Annotated in this window: 18 protein-coding genes; 16 read left to right on the top strand and 2 right to left on the bottom strand. The window is 73.2% G+C overall.

Annotated features, from left to right (window positions below; translation table 11 throughout):
* Positions 1-10: 10 nt before the first annotated feature.
* The 12 genes from cheB to ACTEI_RS30485 are packed head-to-tail and all read left to right on the top strand — an operon-like array spanning position 11 to position 8,883.
* Positions 11-1,063, top strand: a complete 1,053-nt coding sequence (gene cheB / locus ACTEI_RS30540; RefSeq protein ID WP_122980802.1) for a chemotaxis-specific protein-glutamate methyltransferase CheB — start codon at positions 11-13, stop codon at positions 1,061-1,063.
* A 23-nt stretch (positions 1,064-1,086) separates the two neighbouring features.
* On the top strand, positions 1,087-1,710 hold the full coding sequence (locus ACTEI_RS30535; protein WP_203723540.1) for a HEAT repeat domain-containing protein: 624 nt from the start codon (positions 1,087-1,089) through the stop codon (positions 1,708-1,710).
* Complete coding sequence (locus ACTEI_RS30530) at positions 1,710-2,582, top strand: CheR family methyltransferase (RefSeq protein WP_122980801.1); 873 nt, start codon at positions 1,710-1,712, stop codon at positions 2,580-2,582. The genes ACTEI_RS30535 and ACTEI_RS30530 overlap by 1 nt, the downstream gene beginning before the upstream one ends.
* Positions 2,582-2,980, top strand: a complete 399-nt coding sequence (locus tag ACTEI_RS30525; protein ID WP_122980800.1) for a response regulator — start codon at positions 2,582-2,584, stop codon at positions 2,978-2,980. The genes ACTEI_RS30530 and ACTEI_RS30525 overlap by 1 nt, the downstream gene beginning before the upstream one ends.
* Positions 2,977-5,340, top strand: coding sequence for a chemotaxis protein CheA (locus tag ACTEI_RS30520; RefSeq protein WP_122980799.1), 2,364 nt, complete (start codon positions 2,977-2,979; stop codon positions 5,338-5,340). Before ACTEI_RS30525 ends, ACTEI_RS30520 begins: the two co-directional genes overlap by 4 nt.
* Entirely contained in the window at positions 5,321-5,596 is a 276-nt protein-coding gene (locus ACTEI_RS30515; RefSeq protein ID WP_122980798.1) for a hypothetical protein, read from the top strand. The genes ACTEI_RS30520 and ACTEI_RS30515 overlap by 20 nt, the downstream gene beginning before the upstream one ends.
* Positions 5,593-5,964 (top strand): response regulator, encoded by a 372-nt coding sequence (locus ACTEI_RS30510; RefSeq protein WP_122980797.1) that lies wholly within the window; start codon positions 5,593-5,595, stop codon positions 5,962-5,964. The genes ACTEI_RS30515 and ACTEI_RS30510 overlap by 4 nt, the downstream gene beginning before the upstream one ends.
* Before the next feature lie 30 nt (positions 5,965-5,994).
* Positions 5,995-7,044 carry a methyl-accepting chemotaxis protein gene (locus ACTEI_RS30505; RefSeq protein ID WP_122980796.1) on the top strand — a complete coding sequence of 350 codons (1,050 nt, stop codon included), beginning with the start codon at positions 5,995-5,997 and terminating at the stop codon, positions 7,042-7,044.
* A gap of 24 nt (positions 7,045-7,068) precedes the next feature.
* Entirely contained in the window at positions 7,069-7,341 is a 273-nt protein-coding gene (locus tag ACTEI_RS30500; protein ID WP_122980795.1) for a hypothetical protein, read from the top strand.
* Positions 7,338-7,856, top strand: a complete 519-nt coding sequence (locus ACTEI_RS30495; protein WP_122980794.1) for a GAF domain-containing protein — start codon at positions 7,338-7,340, stop codon at positions 7,854-7,856. Before ACTEI_RS30500 ends, ACTEI_RS30495 begins: the two co-directional genes overlap by 4 nt.
* A gap of 4 nt (positions 7,857-7,860) precedes the next feature.
* Complete coding sequence (locus tag ACTEI_RS30490; RefSeq protein WP_122980793.1) at positions 7,861-8,436, top strand: HhH-GPD-type base excision DNA repair protein; 576 nt, start codon at positions 7,861-7,863, stop codon at positions 8,434-8,436.
* 60 nt (positions 8,437-8,496) lie between these two features.
* Entirely contained in the window at positions 8,497-8,883 is a 387-nt protein-coding gene (locus ACTEI_RS30485; protein WP_122980792.1) for a DUF3099 domain-containing protein, read from the top strand.
* 28 nt (positions 8,884-8,911) lie between these two features.
* Here ACTEI_RS30485 and ACTEI_RS30480 read toward each other — a convergent pair whose 3' ends face one another.
* Entirely contained in the window at positions 8,912-9,799 is an 888-nt protein-coding gene (locus ACTEI_RS30480) for a carbohydrate kinase family protein (protein WP_122980791.1), read from the bottom strand.
* Positions 9,800-9,812: 13 nt separating this feature from the next.
* On the bottom strand, positions 9,813-10,763 hold the full coding sequence (locus tag ACTEI_RS30475) for a pseudouridine-5'-phosphate glycosidase (protein WP_122980790.1): 951 nt from the start codon (positions 10,761-10,763) through the stop codon (positions 9,813-9,815).
* 189 nt (positions 10,764-10,952) lie between these two features.
* Between ACTEI_RS30475 and ACTEI_RS30470 the strand changes: the two genes are divergently transcribed.
* The 4 genes from ACTEI_RS30470 to ACTEI_RS30455 all read left to right on the top strand — a co-directional run bounded on the left by ACTEI_RS30470 (position 10,953) and on the right by ACTEI_RS30455 (position 15,455).
* Positions 10,953-11,177: a DUF3039 domain-containing protein gene (locus tag ACTEI_RS30470; protein ID WP_187645876.1), complete on the top strand. Its 225-nt coding sequence runs from the start codon at positions 10,953-10,955 to the stop codon at positions 11,175-11,177.
* Between the two features lie 7 nt (positions 11,178-11,184).
* Complete coding sequence (locus ACTEI_RS30465) at positions 11,185-11,799, top strand: trimeric intracellular cation channel family protein (RefSeq protein ID WP_122980788.1); 615 nt, start codon at positions 11,185-11,187, stop codon at positions 11,797-11,799.
* Positions 11,800-11,956: 157 nt separating this feature from the next.
* The gene (locus ACTEI_RS30460) at positions 11,957-13,627 is read left to right on the top strand and encodes a DEAD/DEAH box helicase (RefSeq protein ID WP_425321059.1); all 1,671 of its coding nucleotides are present in this window, start codon (positions 11,957-11,959) and stop codon (positions 13,625-13,627) included.
* 232 nt (positions 13,628-13,859) lie between these two features.
* Complete coding sequence (locus tag ACTEI_RS30455; RefSeq protein ID WP_122980786.1) at positions 13,860-15,455, top strand: GGDEF domain-containing protein; 1,596 nt, start codon at positions 13,860-13,862, stop codon at positions 15,453-15,455.
* The last annotated feature ends 20 nt before the right edge of the window (positions 15,456-15,475 follow it).

Here is a 15,475-nt window from a genome sequence, read left to right as displayed (position 1 = left end):
GGAGGCCGGGGTGGCACCCACGTCGGTACTGGTCGTCGACGACTCCGCGCTGATGCGCCGGGCGCTCAAGGGCATGCTGGCCGACGCCGGCGACTTCGAGGTGCACACCGCCCGCAACGGCCTCGACGCGCTGGAGCAGCTGGACCGGTTACGCCCGGACGTGGTGACCCTGGACGTCAACATGCCGGAGATGGACGGGCTGACCTGCCTCGCCAGGATCATGGAGAGGCAGCCCACGCCGGTGGTCATGGTCTCCTCGCTGACCGAGCACAACGCCCTGGTCACGCTGGAGGCCCTGCAACTGGGCGCGGTCGACTACGTACCCAAGCCGGGCGGCACCGTGTCGCTCAACATCGACGAGGTCTCCACCGAGCTGGTGCGCAAGGTGCGCGGCGCGGCCAAGGCCAAGCTGAAGCGCGCCGGCGGGCCGGCCGCCCGGATGCGGGCCGCCGCGCCGGTCGCCGAGCGGCCGCCACCGGGCGCGCGACGGGTGGTCGACCTGGTGCTGATCGGCTCGTCCACCGGCGGCCCGGCGCTGCTGTCCGAGCTGCTGCCCCGGCTGCCCGGCACGCTCGGCGCCCCGGTGGTGCTGGCCCAGCACATCCCGGCCTCGTTCACCGCGGCGCTGGCCCGCCGGCTCAACGAGGAGTGCGCGCTGGGCGTGCACGAGGTCGCCCGGATCATGACGGTCCGCCGCGGCAACGTCTACATCGGCCGGGGTGGCGCCGACGTGGTGGTGGCCCGGCGTACCGACGGACTGATCGTGAAGTCGGTGCCGGCCGCCCCGGAGTACCGCTGGCATCCCAGCGTGGACCGGATGGTGGCCTCCGCCCGGCGCCACATCGATCCGCAACGGCTGGTCTGCGTGCTGCTGACCGGCATGGGTGACGACGGCGCGGCCGAGATGGCCGCGGTCGAGGCCGGTGGCGGACGGACCATCGCCGAGAGTGAGGAGACCGCGGTGGTCTGGGGGATGCCCGGCGAGCTGGCCCGCCGGGGCGGGGCCACCGAGGTGCTGCCCGCCTACGAGATCGCCGACCGGCTCGCCGACTGGGTGCGCTGATCGCGCGGAAGGGGTTGATCACTATGGGACTGGTCCGCAAGCAGATCCCGCAGTCGCCCGAGGAGCCCGCGCCGCCGTCGGCGACGCCCGACGAGTTGATCCGGCGGCTCGACGACCCGGACCCGGAGCGGCGCCGGGAGGCGGCGCTGGACCTGGACGGGATGCCCGAGGCGGTGCCCGAGCTGCTGGCCCGGCTCGGGCCCGAGCAGGAGCCGCGGGTCCGCGACGCGGTGCTGACCACGCTGGCCGCGCACGACACCGAGGCGGTGGCCGCCGGTCTGGCGGTGCACCTGGCCAGCGACGAGGCCGGCCTGCGTACCGCGGTGGCGGAGGCGCTGGCCACCATGCCGCGCTCGACGCCCGCGCTGATACCGGACCTGCTCGCGGCGCCGGATCACGACGTACGGGTGATGACCGCCATGGTCCTCGCCGACCTGCCGCACCCGGACGCCCAGTCCTGGCTGGCCCGGATGATCGACGAGGATCCGCACGCGAACGTGGTCACCGCGGCCATCGACGCGCTGCTGCCCGCCGCCACAGCCGAGCACGTCCCGGTCCTGCAAGCCGCCGCCCGGCGCTTTCCCGACGACCCGTTCCTGCAGTTCACCGTCCGCTCGGCGTTGCCCCGGCTGGCCGGTACGGCGTGATGGCCGACGCGACGAGCACCGGCGCCGGCCTGTCCGACGCCGACTTCGCGAGGTTCACCGAGTACTTCTACAAGCGCACCGGCATCCACTTCACCGCGGGCAAGCGGTACTTCGTCGACAAGCGGGTGGAGGCGTGCATCCGCAACTCCTCGCACAGCACGTTCGCCAGCTGGTTCGCCGCGCTGCGCACCCGGGACCGGTCGGAGCTGCTGCAGGAGCTGATCAACCAGCTGACCGTCAACGAGACGTACTTCCTGCGCGAGGACTACCAGTTCGATGCGCTGCTGAGCACGGTCCTGCCGCAGGTCCTTTCGGCCCGTGGCGGGGTGCGCCGGATCACCGGCGCCCTCAAGATCCTGTCCCTGCCGTGCTCGACCGGCGAGGAGCCGTACTCCATCGCGCTGCGCCTGCTGGAGGAGTGGGACCAGATCGACCACGTGGACGTGGAGATCCACGGCGCGGACATCGACAGCGCGGTGCTGGCCAAGGCGGCGCACGCCAGTTACGGCGAGCGCTCCCTGCAACGGGTGCCCAAGGCCTGGCTGAACAAGTACTTCGTGCCGGTCGGGTCCGGCCGCCACCAGGTCGACGATGGCATCCGCAGCGCGGTGACCCTGCACCGGGTGAACGTCTGCGACACCGCGTCGATGCGCGCGTTCCGCGACTACGACGTGATCTTCTGCCGCAACGTGCTGATCTACTTCGACGAGCTCTCCAGCCGCCGGGCCGCCGAGAACCTGTACGGCGCGCTGCGCCCGGGCGGGTACCTCTTCCTCGGGCACTCCGAGTCGATGAGCCGGATCTCGCCGATCTTCACCCCGACCCGCCTGCCGGAGGGCATCGTCTACCAGAGACCGACCGGAGCCAACTGATGACCGCGGAGACCACGCATCCCCGGGTGCTCGTCGTCGACGACGCCGCCACCGTGCGGCTCTACCACACCAGCCTGCTGCGCGACGCCGGATTCGAGGTCGCCGAGGCGGCGAACGGGCTGGAGGCCGTGGAGGCGGCCATGAGCACCCCGTTCGACCTGTTCGTGGTGGACGTCAACATGCCCAAGATGAACGGCTACACGTGCGTGGAGACGCTGCGCTCGGAGGCCGTCGGGACGGCCGCCCCGGTGCTGATGATCAGCACCGAGGACCGGCCCGGGGACGCCGACCGGGCGTACCAGGCCGGCGCGAACCTCTACCTGGTCAAACCGGTCGGCGCGGAGCGTCTGGTCCGGGTCGCCACGATGCTGACCGCGGCGAAGGGCCCGGTGGCATGAACCCGCTGCTCGCCCAGTTCCTCGCCGAGGCGAACGACCTGCTCGCCTCGGTCGACGACGGCCTGCTCCAGCTGGAACGCAACCCCGGCGACCCGGAGCTGGTCAACGAGGTGTTCCGGGCGGCACACACGTTCAAGGGCTCGTCGGGGCTGTTCGACTTCCCGGAGCTGACCCGGCTCACCCACGCGGCCGAGGACCTGCTGGACGCGGTGCGCGGCGGCCGGCTCGCGCTCGACTCCGGCATGACCGACGACCTGCTGGCCGCGTTCGACCTGATCCGCGGCTGGCTGGCGCACGTCACCGCGCACGAGCGGCTGCCGGCCACCGCCGGCCAGGACGCGGCCGGACTGATCACCAGGTTGCGGGCCCCGCTCGGCGGTGAGCCCGCCGCCGCCGCGGAGCGGCCCGCTCCGGTACGCCCGATCGACCCGCCCCCGGACTGGCTCGCCGAGCTGGGCACCGAATGGCTGATCGAGACCGCCGCCTGGCTGGACACCACCTCGGCCACCCTGCGGTTCGTCCGCTACCTGCCGGACCGGGACTGCTTCTTCCGCGCCGAGGACCCGCTGTACCTGGTCCGCCAGGTGCCCGGCCTGGACAAGCTCGCGGTGCTCGGCCCGCGGGTCTGGCCGCCGCGCGACGACTACGACGAGTACGCCTGCCTGCTCTCCTTCGTGCTCGCCACCCGGGCCGCCGTGGGCGAGCTGACGCACCTCTTCCGCTACGTCGCCGACCAGGTCGACGTCGTCGAGCTGGACGCCGCCGCGATCCACCGGCACCTGGAGGGCGAACCGGAGCCGGAGGCCGCCCCGGCGCCCGCCCCGGCCACCGAGCCGCTGCACGTGGACGCCGAGCTGGCCGCCGACGCGCGGGCGGTGCTCGCCGCCGCGCACCGCACCCTGGCCGTCGGCGAGCCGACCGGCACCCAGCTGCTGGCCCTGATCGGCTCGGTGACCGCGGCGGCACACGCGCTCGGTGTCCCACTGGATCTGGCCGGCGCGGACCGGGAGGCGGTGAACGCCGCGGTGGAGGGCGTGCTCGGCCGCGCGCCGGTCGAGCCGGCCGCCACCCCGCCGGCGGTCGACCCGCCGGTCACGGCCGCGCTGGCCGCCCCGCCGGCCGCGGTCGCGGAGCCGGCCGGCCGGGCCGACGACGCGGGCGGGCAGGTCGGCACCCGGGTGCTCAAGGTCGACCAGGAGAAGGTGGACCGGCTGATGGAGCTGGTCGGCGAGTTGAACGTGGCCAAGAACGGGCTCACCTTCCTGGCCGCCGCGGCCGAGGAGGAGTTCGGCAGCCGGACGCTCAGCCGCCGGATCAAGGACCAGTACGCCGGCCTGCACCGGATCGCCGAGGAGTTGCAGGCGGCCGTGATGGACATCCGGATGCTGCCGCTGTCGGTGGCGTTCGGCCGCTTCCCCCGGCTGGTCCGCGACCTGAGCCGGCGCCTCGGCAAGACCGTCGAGCTGGTCACCGAGGGCGAGGACACGATGGCCGACAAGGACGTCATCGAGGCGCTCGCCGACCCGCTGGTGCACCTGGTGCGCAACAGCCTCGACCACGGCATCGAGACCCCGCGGGAGCGGGCCGAGGCCGGCAAGCCGGGCGCCGCGCGGCTCACCCTGGCCGCGGTGGCCGACGGCGACGCGGTGCTGGTCGAGGTGACCGACGACGGGCGGGGCGTGGATCCGGAACGGGTCAAACGCAAGGCGTACGAGAAGGGCCTGATCTCGGAGGAGGAGCTGGAGTCGCTGAGCGACGCCGACGCGGTCAACCTGGTGTTCCGGCCGGGGTTCTCGACCGCCGAGCAGATCTCCGACCTGTCCGGGCGGGGCGTCGGGATGGACGCGGTCCGGGCCAGCGTCGAGAAGCTCGGCGGCGCCGTCACCATGCGCTCCGAGCTCGGCGCCGGCACCACCGCCCGGCTGCGGCTGCCGCTGTCCATGGCGGTCACCCAGGTGATGGTGGTCAGCGTGGCCGGGCAGCGGTTCGGCATCCCGGTCGACCTGGTGGTCGAGACGGTGCGGGTGCCGGCCGCCGACGTGGGCCGGGTGCTGCACCAGGACGTGGTGGTGATGCGGGGCGAGGTGGTGCCGGTGATCGACCTGGCCCGGACTTTGGAGATGCCGTGGTCGCCGGACCCGCGGGCGGACCGCGCGGTGCTCGTGGTGTCGGTCAACGGGCAGCGGATCGGGCTGCTGGTCGAGCAGTTCCACCGCGAGGTCGACGTGATCCTGAAGCCGATGGAGGGCCTGCTGGCCTACGCCGACGAGTTCTCCGGCACCGCGCTGCTCGGCGACGGCCTGGTGCTGCTGGTGCTGAACCTGAAGGAGGTGCTCGGCCTTGCCGCTCGAGTTGCATGACGAGAACGCCACGCTGATCGGCGTGATCACCGTCGACGAGGTGGAGCAGTTGGTCGGCTGGCTGCGCTCCACCCGGAAACCGCGGGTCAGCCTGCGCCGATGCAACCATCTGCACACCGGCGCACTCCAGGCATTGCTGCTTTTCCGGCCGAAGATTTCAGCAGCACCGCGAGACGCCTTCCTGGCGACCCGGGTGCTGCCGCTGCTCAGCGGGAGCAGGGGCGACAACGGCCGACAGGGGACCGAACCACCATGACCACCGTGATGCTCGTCGACGACTCCGCCACCATGCTGATGAGCCTGAAGGCGATCCTCACCAAGGCCGGGTACGCGGTGGAGACCGCCGGCCACGGCAAGGAGGCGCTGGACAAGCTGGGCCGGGGCGTGAAGCCGAACCTGATCATCAGCGACGTCAACATGCCCCAGATGGACGGGATCACCTTCGCCCGTGAGGCCCGCAAGACCCCGGGTATGCGGTTCACGCCGATTCTGATGCTGACCACCGAGTCGGAGCAGTCCAAGCGGGTCGAGGCGAAGAACGCCGGCGCCACCGGCTGGCTGGTCAAGCCGGTCGGGCCGGACCAGCTGCTCGGCGTCATCAAGCAGGTACTGCCCGGCGCCTGACCCGCTCGTCCCACCGCAACGGAGGTTCCCATGCCCAGCCTTCTCCGCAGGTTCGCCCCCACCTCGCCGCCCGAACCGGCTGAGCAGGGCGTACGCGGAGACGTCGTGGCCGAAGCGCTGCAGCCGGTCCCGTCCTACTGCGACGTGATCGACGGCCATGTGCGCGACGTCATCGACCAGACCAACGAGGCCGCGCGTGGCATCCTGCAGCAGCTCGTCAAGGTGGATTCCCTGGCGGAGGTGATGGCCGGCGACGTGTCCCAGCTCGCCGGCACCCTCAGCCGCACCGAGACCGAGCTCAGCCAGGTGAGCGCCTCCAACGACCAGCTGGTCGGACGACTGATCTCCTACTTCCTGTACCGCGACCACCAGATCCGGGCGCTCGTCGACCAGATGCGTGAGCTGAACCAGCACGTCACGCAGATCGAGGAGGTCAGCCGGGCCACCAACATCCTGGCGCTGAACGCGATGATCGAGGCGGTCCGGGCCGGGGACGCCGGCGAGGGCTTCTCGGTCGTCGCCGACGAGGTGCGCAAGCTGGCCCACCGTTCGTCCGAGGCGGCGCAGGGCATCGGCAGCAGCATCGCCGACCTGACCGCCAAGCTGGACGCGGTGCTCTCCGACGACAGCCACTTCGACGCGGGCCGGGAGACCCCGCCGATGAAGGAGGACACCGCGATGACGCGCCGGCTCGGCGGCATCGCGAACGCCCAGCGGGAAATGTCGCAGATGGTCAGCGGCATCCTGCGGGACACCGTCACCGCGGCCCGGCAGGTGCAGCAGAGCTCGGACGCGCTCACCACGGAGACCACCGGCGCGGTCGGCCACGTGCAGTTCCAGGACATCAGCCGGCAGATGCTGGAACATGTCGGGAACGCCGTGGCGGACGTGCGCCGGCAGTGCGAGGACGTCGCCGCGTACGCGCGCGGCGAAGTCGACGCCGACGAGGTCCGGCAACGCGCCATCGACGTGGAGGACCTGCGCGCCAGGCACGTCATGGCGCGGCAGCGGCACACCCACGCGGAGCAGACCGGCGCGACCGCGCAGAACGGCACCGAACCGTTCATCGAATTGTTCTGAAAGAGCAGCAGGAAAGGCGCCGCGATGGCTCGCATCGAGGAGTACGGCCACGAGTTGCCGACCGAGCAGGACGCGGTACGAGCACTCGCGGATCTGATCGGGCCGAAGATGGCCGAGGGGCTGTGGAGCCTCGCCGTGCAGTCGCTCGGCCTGAAGCGGCCGGTCACCGGCACCGCCGACCTGCGGCGGGTGGCCGAGCAGGTGATGGAGGTGGGCGAGCTGAGCCGGGTGGCCGGGCGCTCGCTCAAGGTGCGGCTGATCACGTACGAAGCCCTGGCCCGGACGGTGCGCGCGTGAACCTGTCGGACTACCCACAGCTGCGCGACCGGGACCGGCTGCGGGACGTGGCCCGGCTCGGTCTGGACCGGCAGGAGGAGCGCGCCTACCTGGCCGACGTCCTGGATGCGGTGGCGGACCGGCTGAGCACGCCGTTCGCCGTGGTGGACGCCCTGCTCGACGACGCCCAGGTGTTCCTGGCCGGCCGGGGGCCGATACCGGACTGGATCGCCGAGGTCGGCGGGACGCCGATGGAGTGGGCGTTCTGCGTGCCGCTGCTGCGCGACCGGGCGCCCCGGGCGGTCGGCGACCTCAGCAGCGACCCCGAGCACCAGGACAACCCGCTGGTGCGGGTGGAGGGGGTGCGGTCGTACATCGGCGCCCCGCTGCTCTCGTCGACCGGGCACGTGCTGGGCGGGCTGTGCGCCCTGGACGTCCAGCCGCGCGACTTCGGCGACGCCGACCTGGAGTACCTCACCCGGATGGCCGGGGAGGCGGTCCGCCGCATCGAGGAGCGCGCCGGACCGGCATCATGATCCCATGAGCTTCTCCCTGCCCATCCCCGCCGAGGCCAACGCGCTGCTGGACCGCGACCCGCTGGCGATCCTGCTCGGCCTGGTCCTGGACCAGCAGATCACCATGGAGAAGGCGTTCACCTCGCCGCTCGTGCTGGCCCAGCGGCTCGGGCACGAGCCGACCGCGACCGAACTCGCCGACTTCGACCCGGACGCGCTGCTGGAGATCTTCGCCACGCCGCCCGCGCTGCACCGCTTCCCGCGAGCGATGGCGACCCGGGTGCAGGAGGTCTGCCGGGTGGTGGCCGACCGGTACGACGGTGAGGTCGCCGCGCTCTGGCGCGACGTGCCGACCGGGGCGGAGCTGTACCGGCGGATCTTCGCGCTGCCCGGGTTCGGCAAGCAGAAGGCGCAGATCTTCGTCGCGCTGCTGGGCAAGCAGTGCGGCGTCCAGCCGACCGGCTGGCGCGAGGCTGCCGGCGGGTACGGCGAGGCGGGCGCGTACCGCTCGGTCGCCGACATCGTCGACGGCGAGTCGCTGGCCCGGGTGCGTGAGTACAAGAAGGCGGTCAAGGCAGAGGCGAAAGCCGCCAAAGATTAGGTCGGTTGGGCGTGGACGCCTGACCGGTGCGAGGATTGCGGGGTCGAACGGGAGACCCCTGTGAAGAAGCAGCCATCGGTGGTGATCACCGACGCCGCGCGCAGCCCCAGCGATCAGCTCCGCAGCCGGGAGATCCGCTATGTGGCGATGATGAGCGTCCGGGCCGGCTGTCTGATCCTGGGCGGGGTGCTGATCAGCCTGGAAGTGCCGTTGCTGCCGGTCTGGCTGATCCTCTGCGCGGCCGGCATGGTCTTCCTGCCCTGGGCCGCGGTGCTGATCGCCAACGACCGGCCGCCGAAGACCAAGGCGGAGCGGGCGGCCGACGCGGCGGCGCGGGAGCGGCAGCGGATGGCTCTCGCCGACCCGGCTGCCGAGCCCGCCCGCGCCGAGCCGGTCACCATCGACGCCGAGGTGGTCGACCCGGCCGACCCGGGGCCGCCCCGCTGAGCCGCGGTGGGCGCGACGACGCCGGGCCTCACCGCGGCCGGGCGCCGACCCGCTGAACCGCGGCGGCGCCGAGGACGGCTCCGGACCGCAACGCCGCCCCCGGTTCCGCACCCGACAACCACGCGGTGAGCAGGCCCGCCGCGAAGGCGTCACCGGCGCCGGTCGGATCCTTCACCGGTACGCGTACCGCCTGCTCCCGCCACGCCGAGCCGTCCCGCGCCGCCCACACGGCTCCACCGGCGCCCCGCTTCACCACGACGTTGCCGACATGGGCGGTGAGCCGCCGCGCCTGCTCGCCGGCATCACCCGGACCGGCCAGCACGTCCGCCTCGTCGGCGTTGCACAGCAGCAGGTCGGTCGCCCGTACCCAGGCGAGGAAGGCCGCCGCCCCGGCATCGCGCAACGGGGCCGCGGACGCCGCGTCGACGCTGACCGTGAGTCCGCGCTCGCGCGCGGCGGCCAGGGCCGCCAGGCCCGCCGGCCGGGACCCGCCGTGCAGCAGCGGATAGCCGGACAGGTGCAGGTGGCCGCCGGGCGCCGCGGCCGCGATCACCGCGCTCACGTGCGCCGGGTCGAGCAGCAGGCCGGCGCCCCGGTCAGTGATCATGGTGCGCTCGTCGGCGCCGGTGAGCACCACCACGCTGCCGGTGGCCGCGCCCGGCAGCACCTGGATGGCGTCGCCTACTCCGGCCGCGACCAGTTCGGCGACCCGGTCCCGGCCGGCCGGGTCGTCCCCGACCGCGGCCACCAGGATCGTCGCCTGCCCGGCGTGGGCCAGCCAGGCGGCCGTGTTGGCCGCCTGGCCGCCGCCGCTCACCCGGATGGCCGCGGCGGTGTCCGTGCCGGGCCGGATCGGCCCGTCGTGCTCGACCAGCACGTCGGTGACCAGGTCACCGACGACGATCACGGTGCCCATCGCGGTCCGGCGCTCAGGCCGGGACCGCGAAGCCCACCGGGGCCGCGTCGCCGGCGTTCGCCGCGGCGGCGATCCGGGCGGCCAGGGCCGCGTTGCGCAGGATGATCCGTACGTTCACCGCCAGGCTCCTGCCCTCGGTGCTGGAGTGGAAGTGGGCCAGCAGGAACGGTGTGACCGCCTTGCCGGTGACGCCCTGCTCGGCCAGCAGCGCCAGCCCGGAGGCCAGCGTGCGGTCGTGCAGGTCGCGGTCCAGTTGCTCGTCGGTGGGCAGCGGGTTGGCCAGCACCAGCGCGCCCCGGGTGACCGCCTGGTCGGCGCGGGCCCGGATGAAGTCGGCCACCTGTTCCGGCGAGTCCAGCTGCCAGTCCACGTCGAAGCCGCCGTCGGTGACGAAGAAGCCGGGGAAGCGCCTGGTGGCGTAGCCGGCCACCGAGACGCCGAGGGTCTCCAGCCGCTCCAGGGTGGCGCCCACGTCCAGGATCGACTTGACCCCGGCGCAGACCACCACGATCGGGGTCCGGGCCAGCGCGGTCAGGTCGGCGGACTCGTCGAAGGTGAGGTTCGCCTCGCGGTGCACGCCGCCCAGGCCGCCGGTGGCGAAGACGCTGATCCCGGCCGCCGCGGCGACCGCGCTGGTGGCCGCGACCGTGGTGGCGCCGTCCGCGCGCCGGGCCGCGGCGATCGCCAGATCCCGCACGGAGAGCTTGGCCACGTCGGTGGCCAGCGCCAGGTGCTCGATCTGGGCGTCGTCGAGCCCGACGACCAGCTCGCCGCCGATCATGCCGATGGTGGCCGGGACGGCGCCGTTGTCCCGGACCGTCTGCTCGATCTCCCGGGCCACCCGCAGGTTGTCCGGGTGCGGCAGGCCGTGCGAGATGATCGTGCTCTCCAGGGCCACCACCGGCCGGCCGTCCCGGCGCGCACGGGTCACGTGGTCGCCGTAGCGAATAGCGAAGTCGGTCACAGAGTTCTCCTTGTCCTGCCCGGCCGGCCCGCGCCGGTGAGGCGGTGGGCCGGCGCGGCGTCGCGCCGCCGGGACTGGCAACGGTACGGGGCTGGGCTGCTGCGTTGTCGTTGGACCGGCCAGGCGTGAGGTGTCAGACTTGTCGGCTGGAGCCTGCTCCATGTCTTTAGTGATCTTTTTGAAGGGCAGATATCTGTGAGCACCCAGATCCTCGAGCGTCCGGAGACCAAGGACGCCGACACCGGTCCGGAGATGTTCCACTACGTGCGTAAAGAGAAGATCGCGGAGAGTGCCGTGATGGGCACCTACGTGGTCGCGCTGTGCGGCGAGACCTTCCCGGTCACCAAGACGCCGAAGCCCGGCTCGCCGGTGTGCCCGCAGTGCAAGGAGATCTACGAAGCCATGAAGGCCTGACCGGGGCGTGACGGGCGGATACGGACTGCTCGTCGCGGATCTGATCGGGGTGGCGGTGTTCGCCGCCTCCGGCGCCTCGGCCGGCGTCGCCAAACGCTTCGACCTGTTCGGGGTGGCGTTCGTCGGCTTCGCCGCCGCTCTGGGCGGAGGCATCGCGCGCGACCTGGTGATCGGCGCCGTCCCGCCGCTGGCGTTCGCCGACTGGCGCTACGCGGTGACCGCGGTGCTCGCCTCGGTCGCGGTGTTCTGGCTGCATCCGAAGCTGCACCGGGTGCGCCGGACGGTGCTGGTCCTGGACGCCGCGGGGCTGGGCCTGTTCACCGCGACCGGCACGCTCAAGGCGCTCGACGCCGGGGTGCCGCCGGTCGGCGCGTGTCTGCTGGGCATGCTCACCGCCATCGGCGGAGGGCTGACCCGTGACCTGCTCACCGGAGAGATCCCGATCGTGCTGCAACGCGACATCTACGCGGTCGTCGCCCTCGGCGGGGCGATCCTCGTCACCATCGGCCACCGGCTCGGCCTGACCGGCCTGGGGCCGCTGGTCACCGCCGCGGTCCTGATGACCGGGCTGCGCCTGCTGGCGCTGTACCGCCGCTGGTCGGCCCCCGTGGCGGTGCCGTAACCGGCGGATCGCCCGGATCCGCGGCTATGCTGATACCTCGCCTCCGCGACCTACGCCGCGGAGGTTTTTCCATGGATGAAGGGATCACCGGAGCTTGAGCCCGACACTGCCGAATCTGGAGATCTTCCCGCCCCTGCGGGCATGGCAGCGCAAGGCGATGGTGGAGTACCTCCGCCGCCGTTCCGAGGACTTCATGGCCGTGGCGACCCCCGGCGCCGGCAAGACCACGTTCGCCCTGCGGCTGGCCGCGCAGATGCTGGTCGACGGCACGGTGGACGCGGTCACCGTGGTCTGCCCCACCGAGCACCTGAAGACCCAGTGGGCGCAGGCGGCGGCCCGGGTGGGCATCCAGCTGGACCCGAAGTTCCGCAACTCCGAGATCCACTCGTCCCGGGACTTCCACGGGGCGGTGGTCACCTACGCGCAGGTCGGCATGGCGCCCGCGGTGCACAAGCGGCGCACCATCACCCGGCGCACCTTCGTGATCCTGGACGAGATCCACCATGCCGGCGACTCCCGGACCTGGGGCGACGGGGTCAAGGACGCCTTCGAGCCGGCGGTCCGGCGCCTGCTGCTCACCGGAACCCCGTTCCGCTCGGACGAGAACCCCATCCCGTTCGTGCAGTACGAGCGCGGCCCGGACGGCCTGCAACGGTCCAAGGCCGACTCGGTGTACGGCTACGCCGACGCCCTGCGGGACCGGGTCGTGCGGCCGGTGATGTTCATGGCGTACTCCGGGGAGACCCGGTGGCGCACCAACGCCGGCGACGAGCTGGCCGCCCGGCTGGGCGAGCCGATGACCAAGGACCTGGTCGCACAGGCCTGGCGGACCGCCCTGGACCATCGCGGCGAGTGGATGCCCCAGGTGATGCGGGCCGCGCACGCCCGGCTCAACCACGTCCGGGACAACGGGATGCCGGACGCCGGTGGACTGGTCATCGCGAGCGACCAGACGGCCGCCCGGGCGTACGCGAAACTGCTGCACGACCTCACCGGCGAGTCGCCGGCGGTGGTCCTCTCCGACGACGACGGCGCCTCCGGCCGGATCGCCAGCTTCGCCGCCTCCGACCAGCGCTGGATGGTGGCCGTCCGGATGGTGTCCGAGGGCGTCGACATCCCGCGGCTGGCCGTCGGCGTCTACGCCACCAGCGCCTCCACCCCCCTCTACTTCGCCCAGGCGATCGGCCGGTTCGTCCGGTCCCGCCGCGAGGGCGAGACCGCGACGGTGTTCCTGCCCAGCGTGCCGCACCTGCTCGGGCTGGCCAGCGAGATGGAGGAGCAGCGCAACCACGTCCTCGGCGCGCCCAAGGAGTCCGACGGGCTGGACGACTCGGCGCTGGAGCGGGCGCAGAAGACCGAGGACGCCATCGGGGAGCTGGAGAAGCAGTTCGAGGCGCTGTCCGCGACCGCCGAGCTGGACCAGGTGATCTACGACGGCGCCTCGTTCGGTACCGGCGCCCGGACCGGCACCGCCGAGGAGGCGGACTACCTGGGACTGCCCGGTCTGCTCACCCCGGACGAGGTCTCCATGCTGCTGAACAAGCGGCAGGCCGAGCAGCTGGCCGCGCAGAAACGGCAGGAGCAGGAGCAGGCCCGCAACGCCCCGGAGCCGCCGCCCCGCGAGCCGGTCGTGCCGATGAGCGCGGGGGAGCGGCGGGCCAGCCTGCGCCGTCAGCTCAACACCCTGGTCGCGGCGCACCACCACCGGACCAACCTGCCGCACGGGAAGATCCATGCCGAGCTGCGGCGACTGTGCGGCGGGCCGCCGAGCGCGCAGGCGACCATCGAGCAGCTCGAGGAGCGGATCGCGACCATCCAGACCTTCTGAGGCCGTCCCGGCGCCCTCCAGGCCCTCCGAGGCCGTCACCGGCGCCCTCCAGGCCCTCCGAGGCCGTCACCGGCGGCATCCAGGCCCTCTGGGACCGTCCCGGCGCTCCGGCGGCCTCCAGGTCCTCTGAGACCGTCCCGGCGCCCCCGTGGCCCCGGGGGGCAGGCGCCACCCGCATTTCCCTCGCGTCGGCCCGCTGACGGCCGATCAGACCCGCCGGAGGAGATGCCCGATGCGCGAGACCACACAGCACGCGGCGCGCCTGCTGGAGCGGGCGCAGACCGGTGAGGCGGCCGCCGCGCTGGCCGAGGCCGAGGCCGTCCTCCGGGCACCCACCGGCGACCTCGCCGACGGGCCGGCCTGCATGCACTTCGTCCGCGTGGTGGCACACATCGCCCAGGCCGACCCGCGCGGGGCGATCGCCGCGGTGGAGCCCATGCTGCGGGCCGCCGAGCGTGAGGGCAGCGGCGGCTGGCAGGCCTGCGCGCTGGCCAGCCGGGCCTGGCAGCGGCTGCGGCTGGGGGAGGCGGACGCCGCCGAGCACGACGCCGACGGCGTGCTGCGCGACCTGGTCGCCGCCGAGATGCTGGCCACCGGCGAGCAGGAGCCGGTGGCCGCGGTCAACTCCCGGGTCGCCATCGCGATCGGCTACTACGAGCTGCGCCTGTACGAGCTGGTCGAGCCGCAGTTCCGCAGCGCGTACGAGATGAGCCGCGCGGACGGCGAGCAGAACGGCAACCGCGCGATGTGGCTGCTCAACCTCGCCGAGATGCACCTGCGCTGGGCGCTCGAGCTCTACCAGATCAACCGGGTCGCCGAGGCGGAGAGCCACACCGCCGAGGCGGAGTGCTACGCGGTCCGGGCGGCCGGCGAGGTCTGCGGCGACGACGCGGACGTCTGGCGGGACAACGCGCTGCTCTACGCCGCCTGCTCACGGGCCGACCGGGACGACCCGGCCGGCGCCGCGGCGGACATCGAGCACTACACCGGGCGGCTGCGGGAGCGCGGCTTCAACCTGGACGCGCTGGCCACCAGCCGGCTGTTCCACGCGGTGGCGCTGAGCCGTTCGGGGCGCACCGAGCAGGCCCTGGCGGTGATGGCGGAGGCGGTCACCGCGCTGCGGCCGGACGCGGACTGGCTGGTGGTCGCCAGCACGTACCGCACGCAGGCGGTCCTGATGGCCCGCCTGGGCTCCCGGGACGCCGGCACCACCCTGGCCTACGGGGACACCCTGGCCGCCGCGCTGTGGCGCCAGCGGCTGAACACCCTGCACGCCGCCCGCACCCTGCACGACCTGGAGCTGCTGCGGCTGCAGCACGAGCAGGTGGCGCGAGCCGCCGAGCTGGACCCGCTGACCGGCATCGCGAACCGGCGCGCCTTCGACCGGGCGATCGAGCTGGCCGGCAGCCGGCCGGGCGCGGACCGGCAGCGGACCGCCGTTCTCGTGGTGGACACCGACAAGTTCAAGACGATCAACGACACCCGGGGGCACGCCGCCGGGGACGCCGCGCTGCGGGCGATCGCGCGGGCGCTGGTCACGCAGACCGGCGCCCACGACCTGGTGGCCCGGGTGGGCGGCGACGAGTTCGCCGTGCTGCTGCCCGGCACCGACGAGGCCGCGGCGGCCGCGGCCGCCGCCCGGATGGTCCTGGCCGTACGGCAGATCCCGGACTGCATCGCCACGGTCAGCGTCGGGATCGCGGTCGGGACGGCCGCCGCCGTGGAGCGGACCCTGCACCGGGCCGACGACGCGATGTACCGGGTGAAGCGGCGCGGCGGCGACGGGGTGGAGTGGGACGACGCCGGCCGCACCGGCCTGGCGGCGTGACCACGGCCCGCGCTGTGCCG

The organism is Actinoplanes teichomyceticus ATCC 31121 (genome assembly GCF_003711105.1).
GTDB classification, from domain to species: domain Bacteria; phylum Actinomycetota; class Actinomycetes; order Mycobacteriales; family Micromonosporaceae; genus Actinoplanes; species Actinoplanes teichomyceticus.
The sequence above is the reverse complement of the archived record's forward strand: the minus strand, read 5'-3'. Positions and strand labels throughout refer to the sequence as shown.

Excerpts from the sequence above, each read along its gene's own strand:
- ACTEI_RS30460 (WP_425321059.1), top strand. The coding sequence starts at position 11,957 with ATGGTGGAGTACCTCCGCCGCCGTTCCGAGGACTTCATGGCCGTGGCG.
- ACTEI_RS30535 (WP_203723540.1), top strand. The coding sequence starts at position 1,087 with ATGGGACTGGTCCGCAAGCAGATCCCGCAGTCGCCCGAGGAGCCCGCG.
- ACTEI_RS30490 (WP_122980793.1), top strand. The coding sequence starts at position 7,861 with ATGAGCTTCTCCCTGCCCATCCCCGCCGAGGCCAACGCGCTGCTGGAC.
- ACTEI_RS30455 (WP_122980786.1), top strand. The coding sequence starts at position 13,860 with ATGCGCGAGACCACACAGCACGCGGCGCGCCTGCTGGAGCGGGCGCAG.
- ACTEI_RS30520 (WP_122980799.1), top strand. The coding sequence starts at position 2,977 with ATGAACCCGCTGCTCGCCCAGTTCCTCGCCGAGGCGAACGACCTGCTC.
- ACTEI_RS30480 (WP_122980791.1), bottom strand. The coding sequence starts at position 9,799 with ATGGGCACCGTGATCGTCGTCGGTGACCTGGTCACCGACGTGCTGGTC.
- ACTEI_RS30510 (WP_122980797.1), top strand. The coding sequence starts at position 5,593 with ATGACCACCGTGATGCTCGTCGACGACTCCGCCACCATGCTGATGAGC.
- ACTEI_RS30505 (WP_122980796.1), top strand. The coding sequence starts at position 5,995 with ATGCCCAGCCTTCTCCGCAGGTTCGCCCCCACCTCGCCGCCCGAACCG.
- ACTEI_RS30500 (WP_122980795.1), top strand. The coding sequence starts at position 7,069 with ATGGCTCGCATCGAGGAGTACGGCCACGAGTTGCCGACCGAGCAGGAC.
- ACTEI_RS30530 (WP_122980801.1), top strand. The coding sequence starts at position 1,710 with ATGGCCGACGCGACGAGCACCGGCGCCGGCCTGTCCGACGCCGACTTC.
- ACTEI_RS30525 (WP_122980800.1), top strand. The coding sequence starts at position 2,582 with ATGACCGCGGAGACCACGCATCCCCGGGTGCTCGTCGTCGACGACGCC.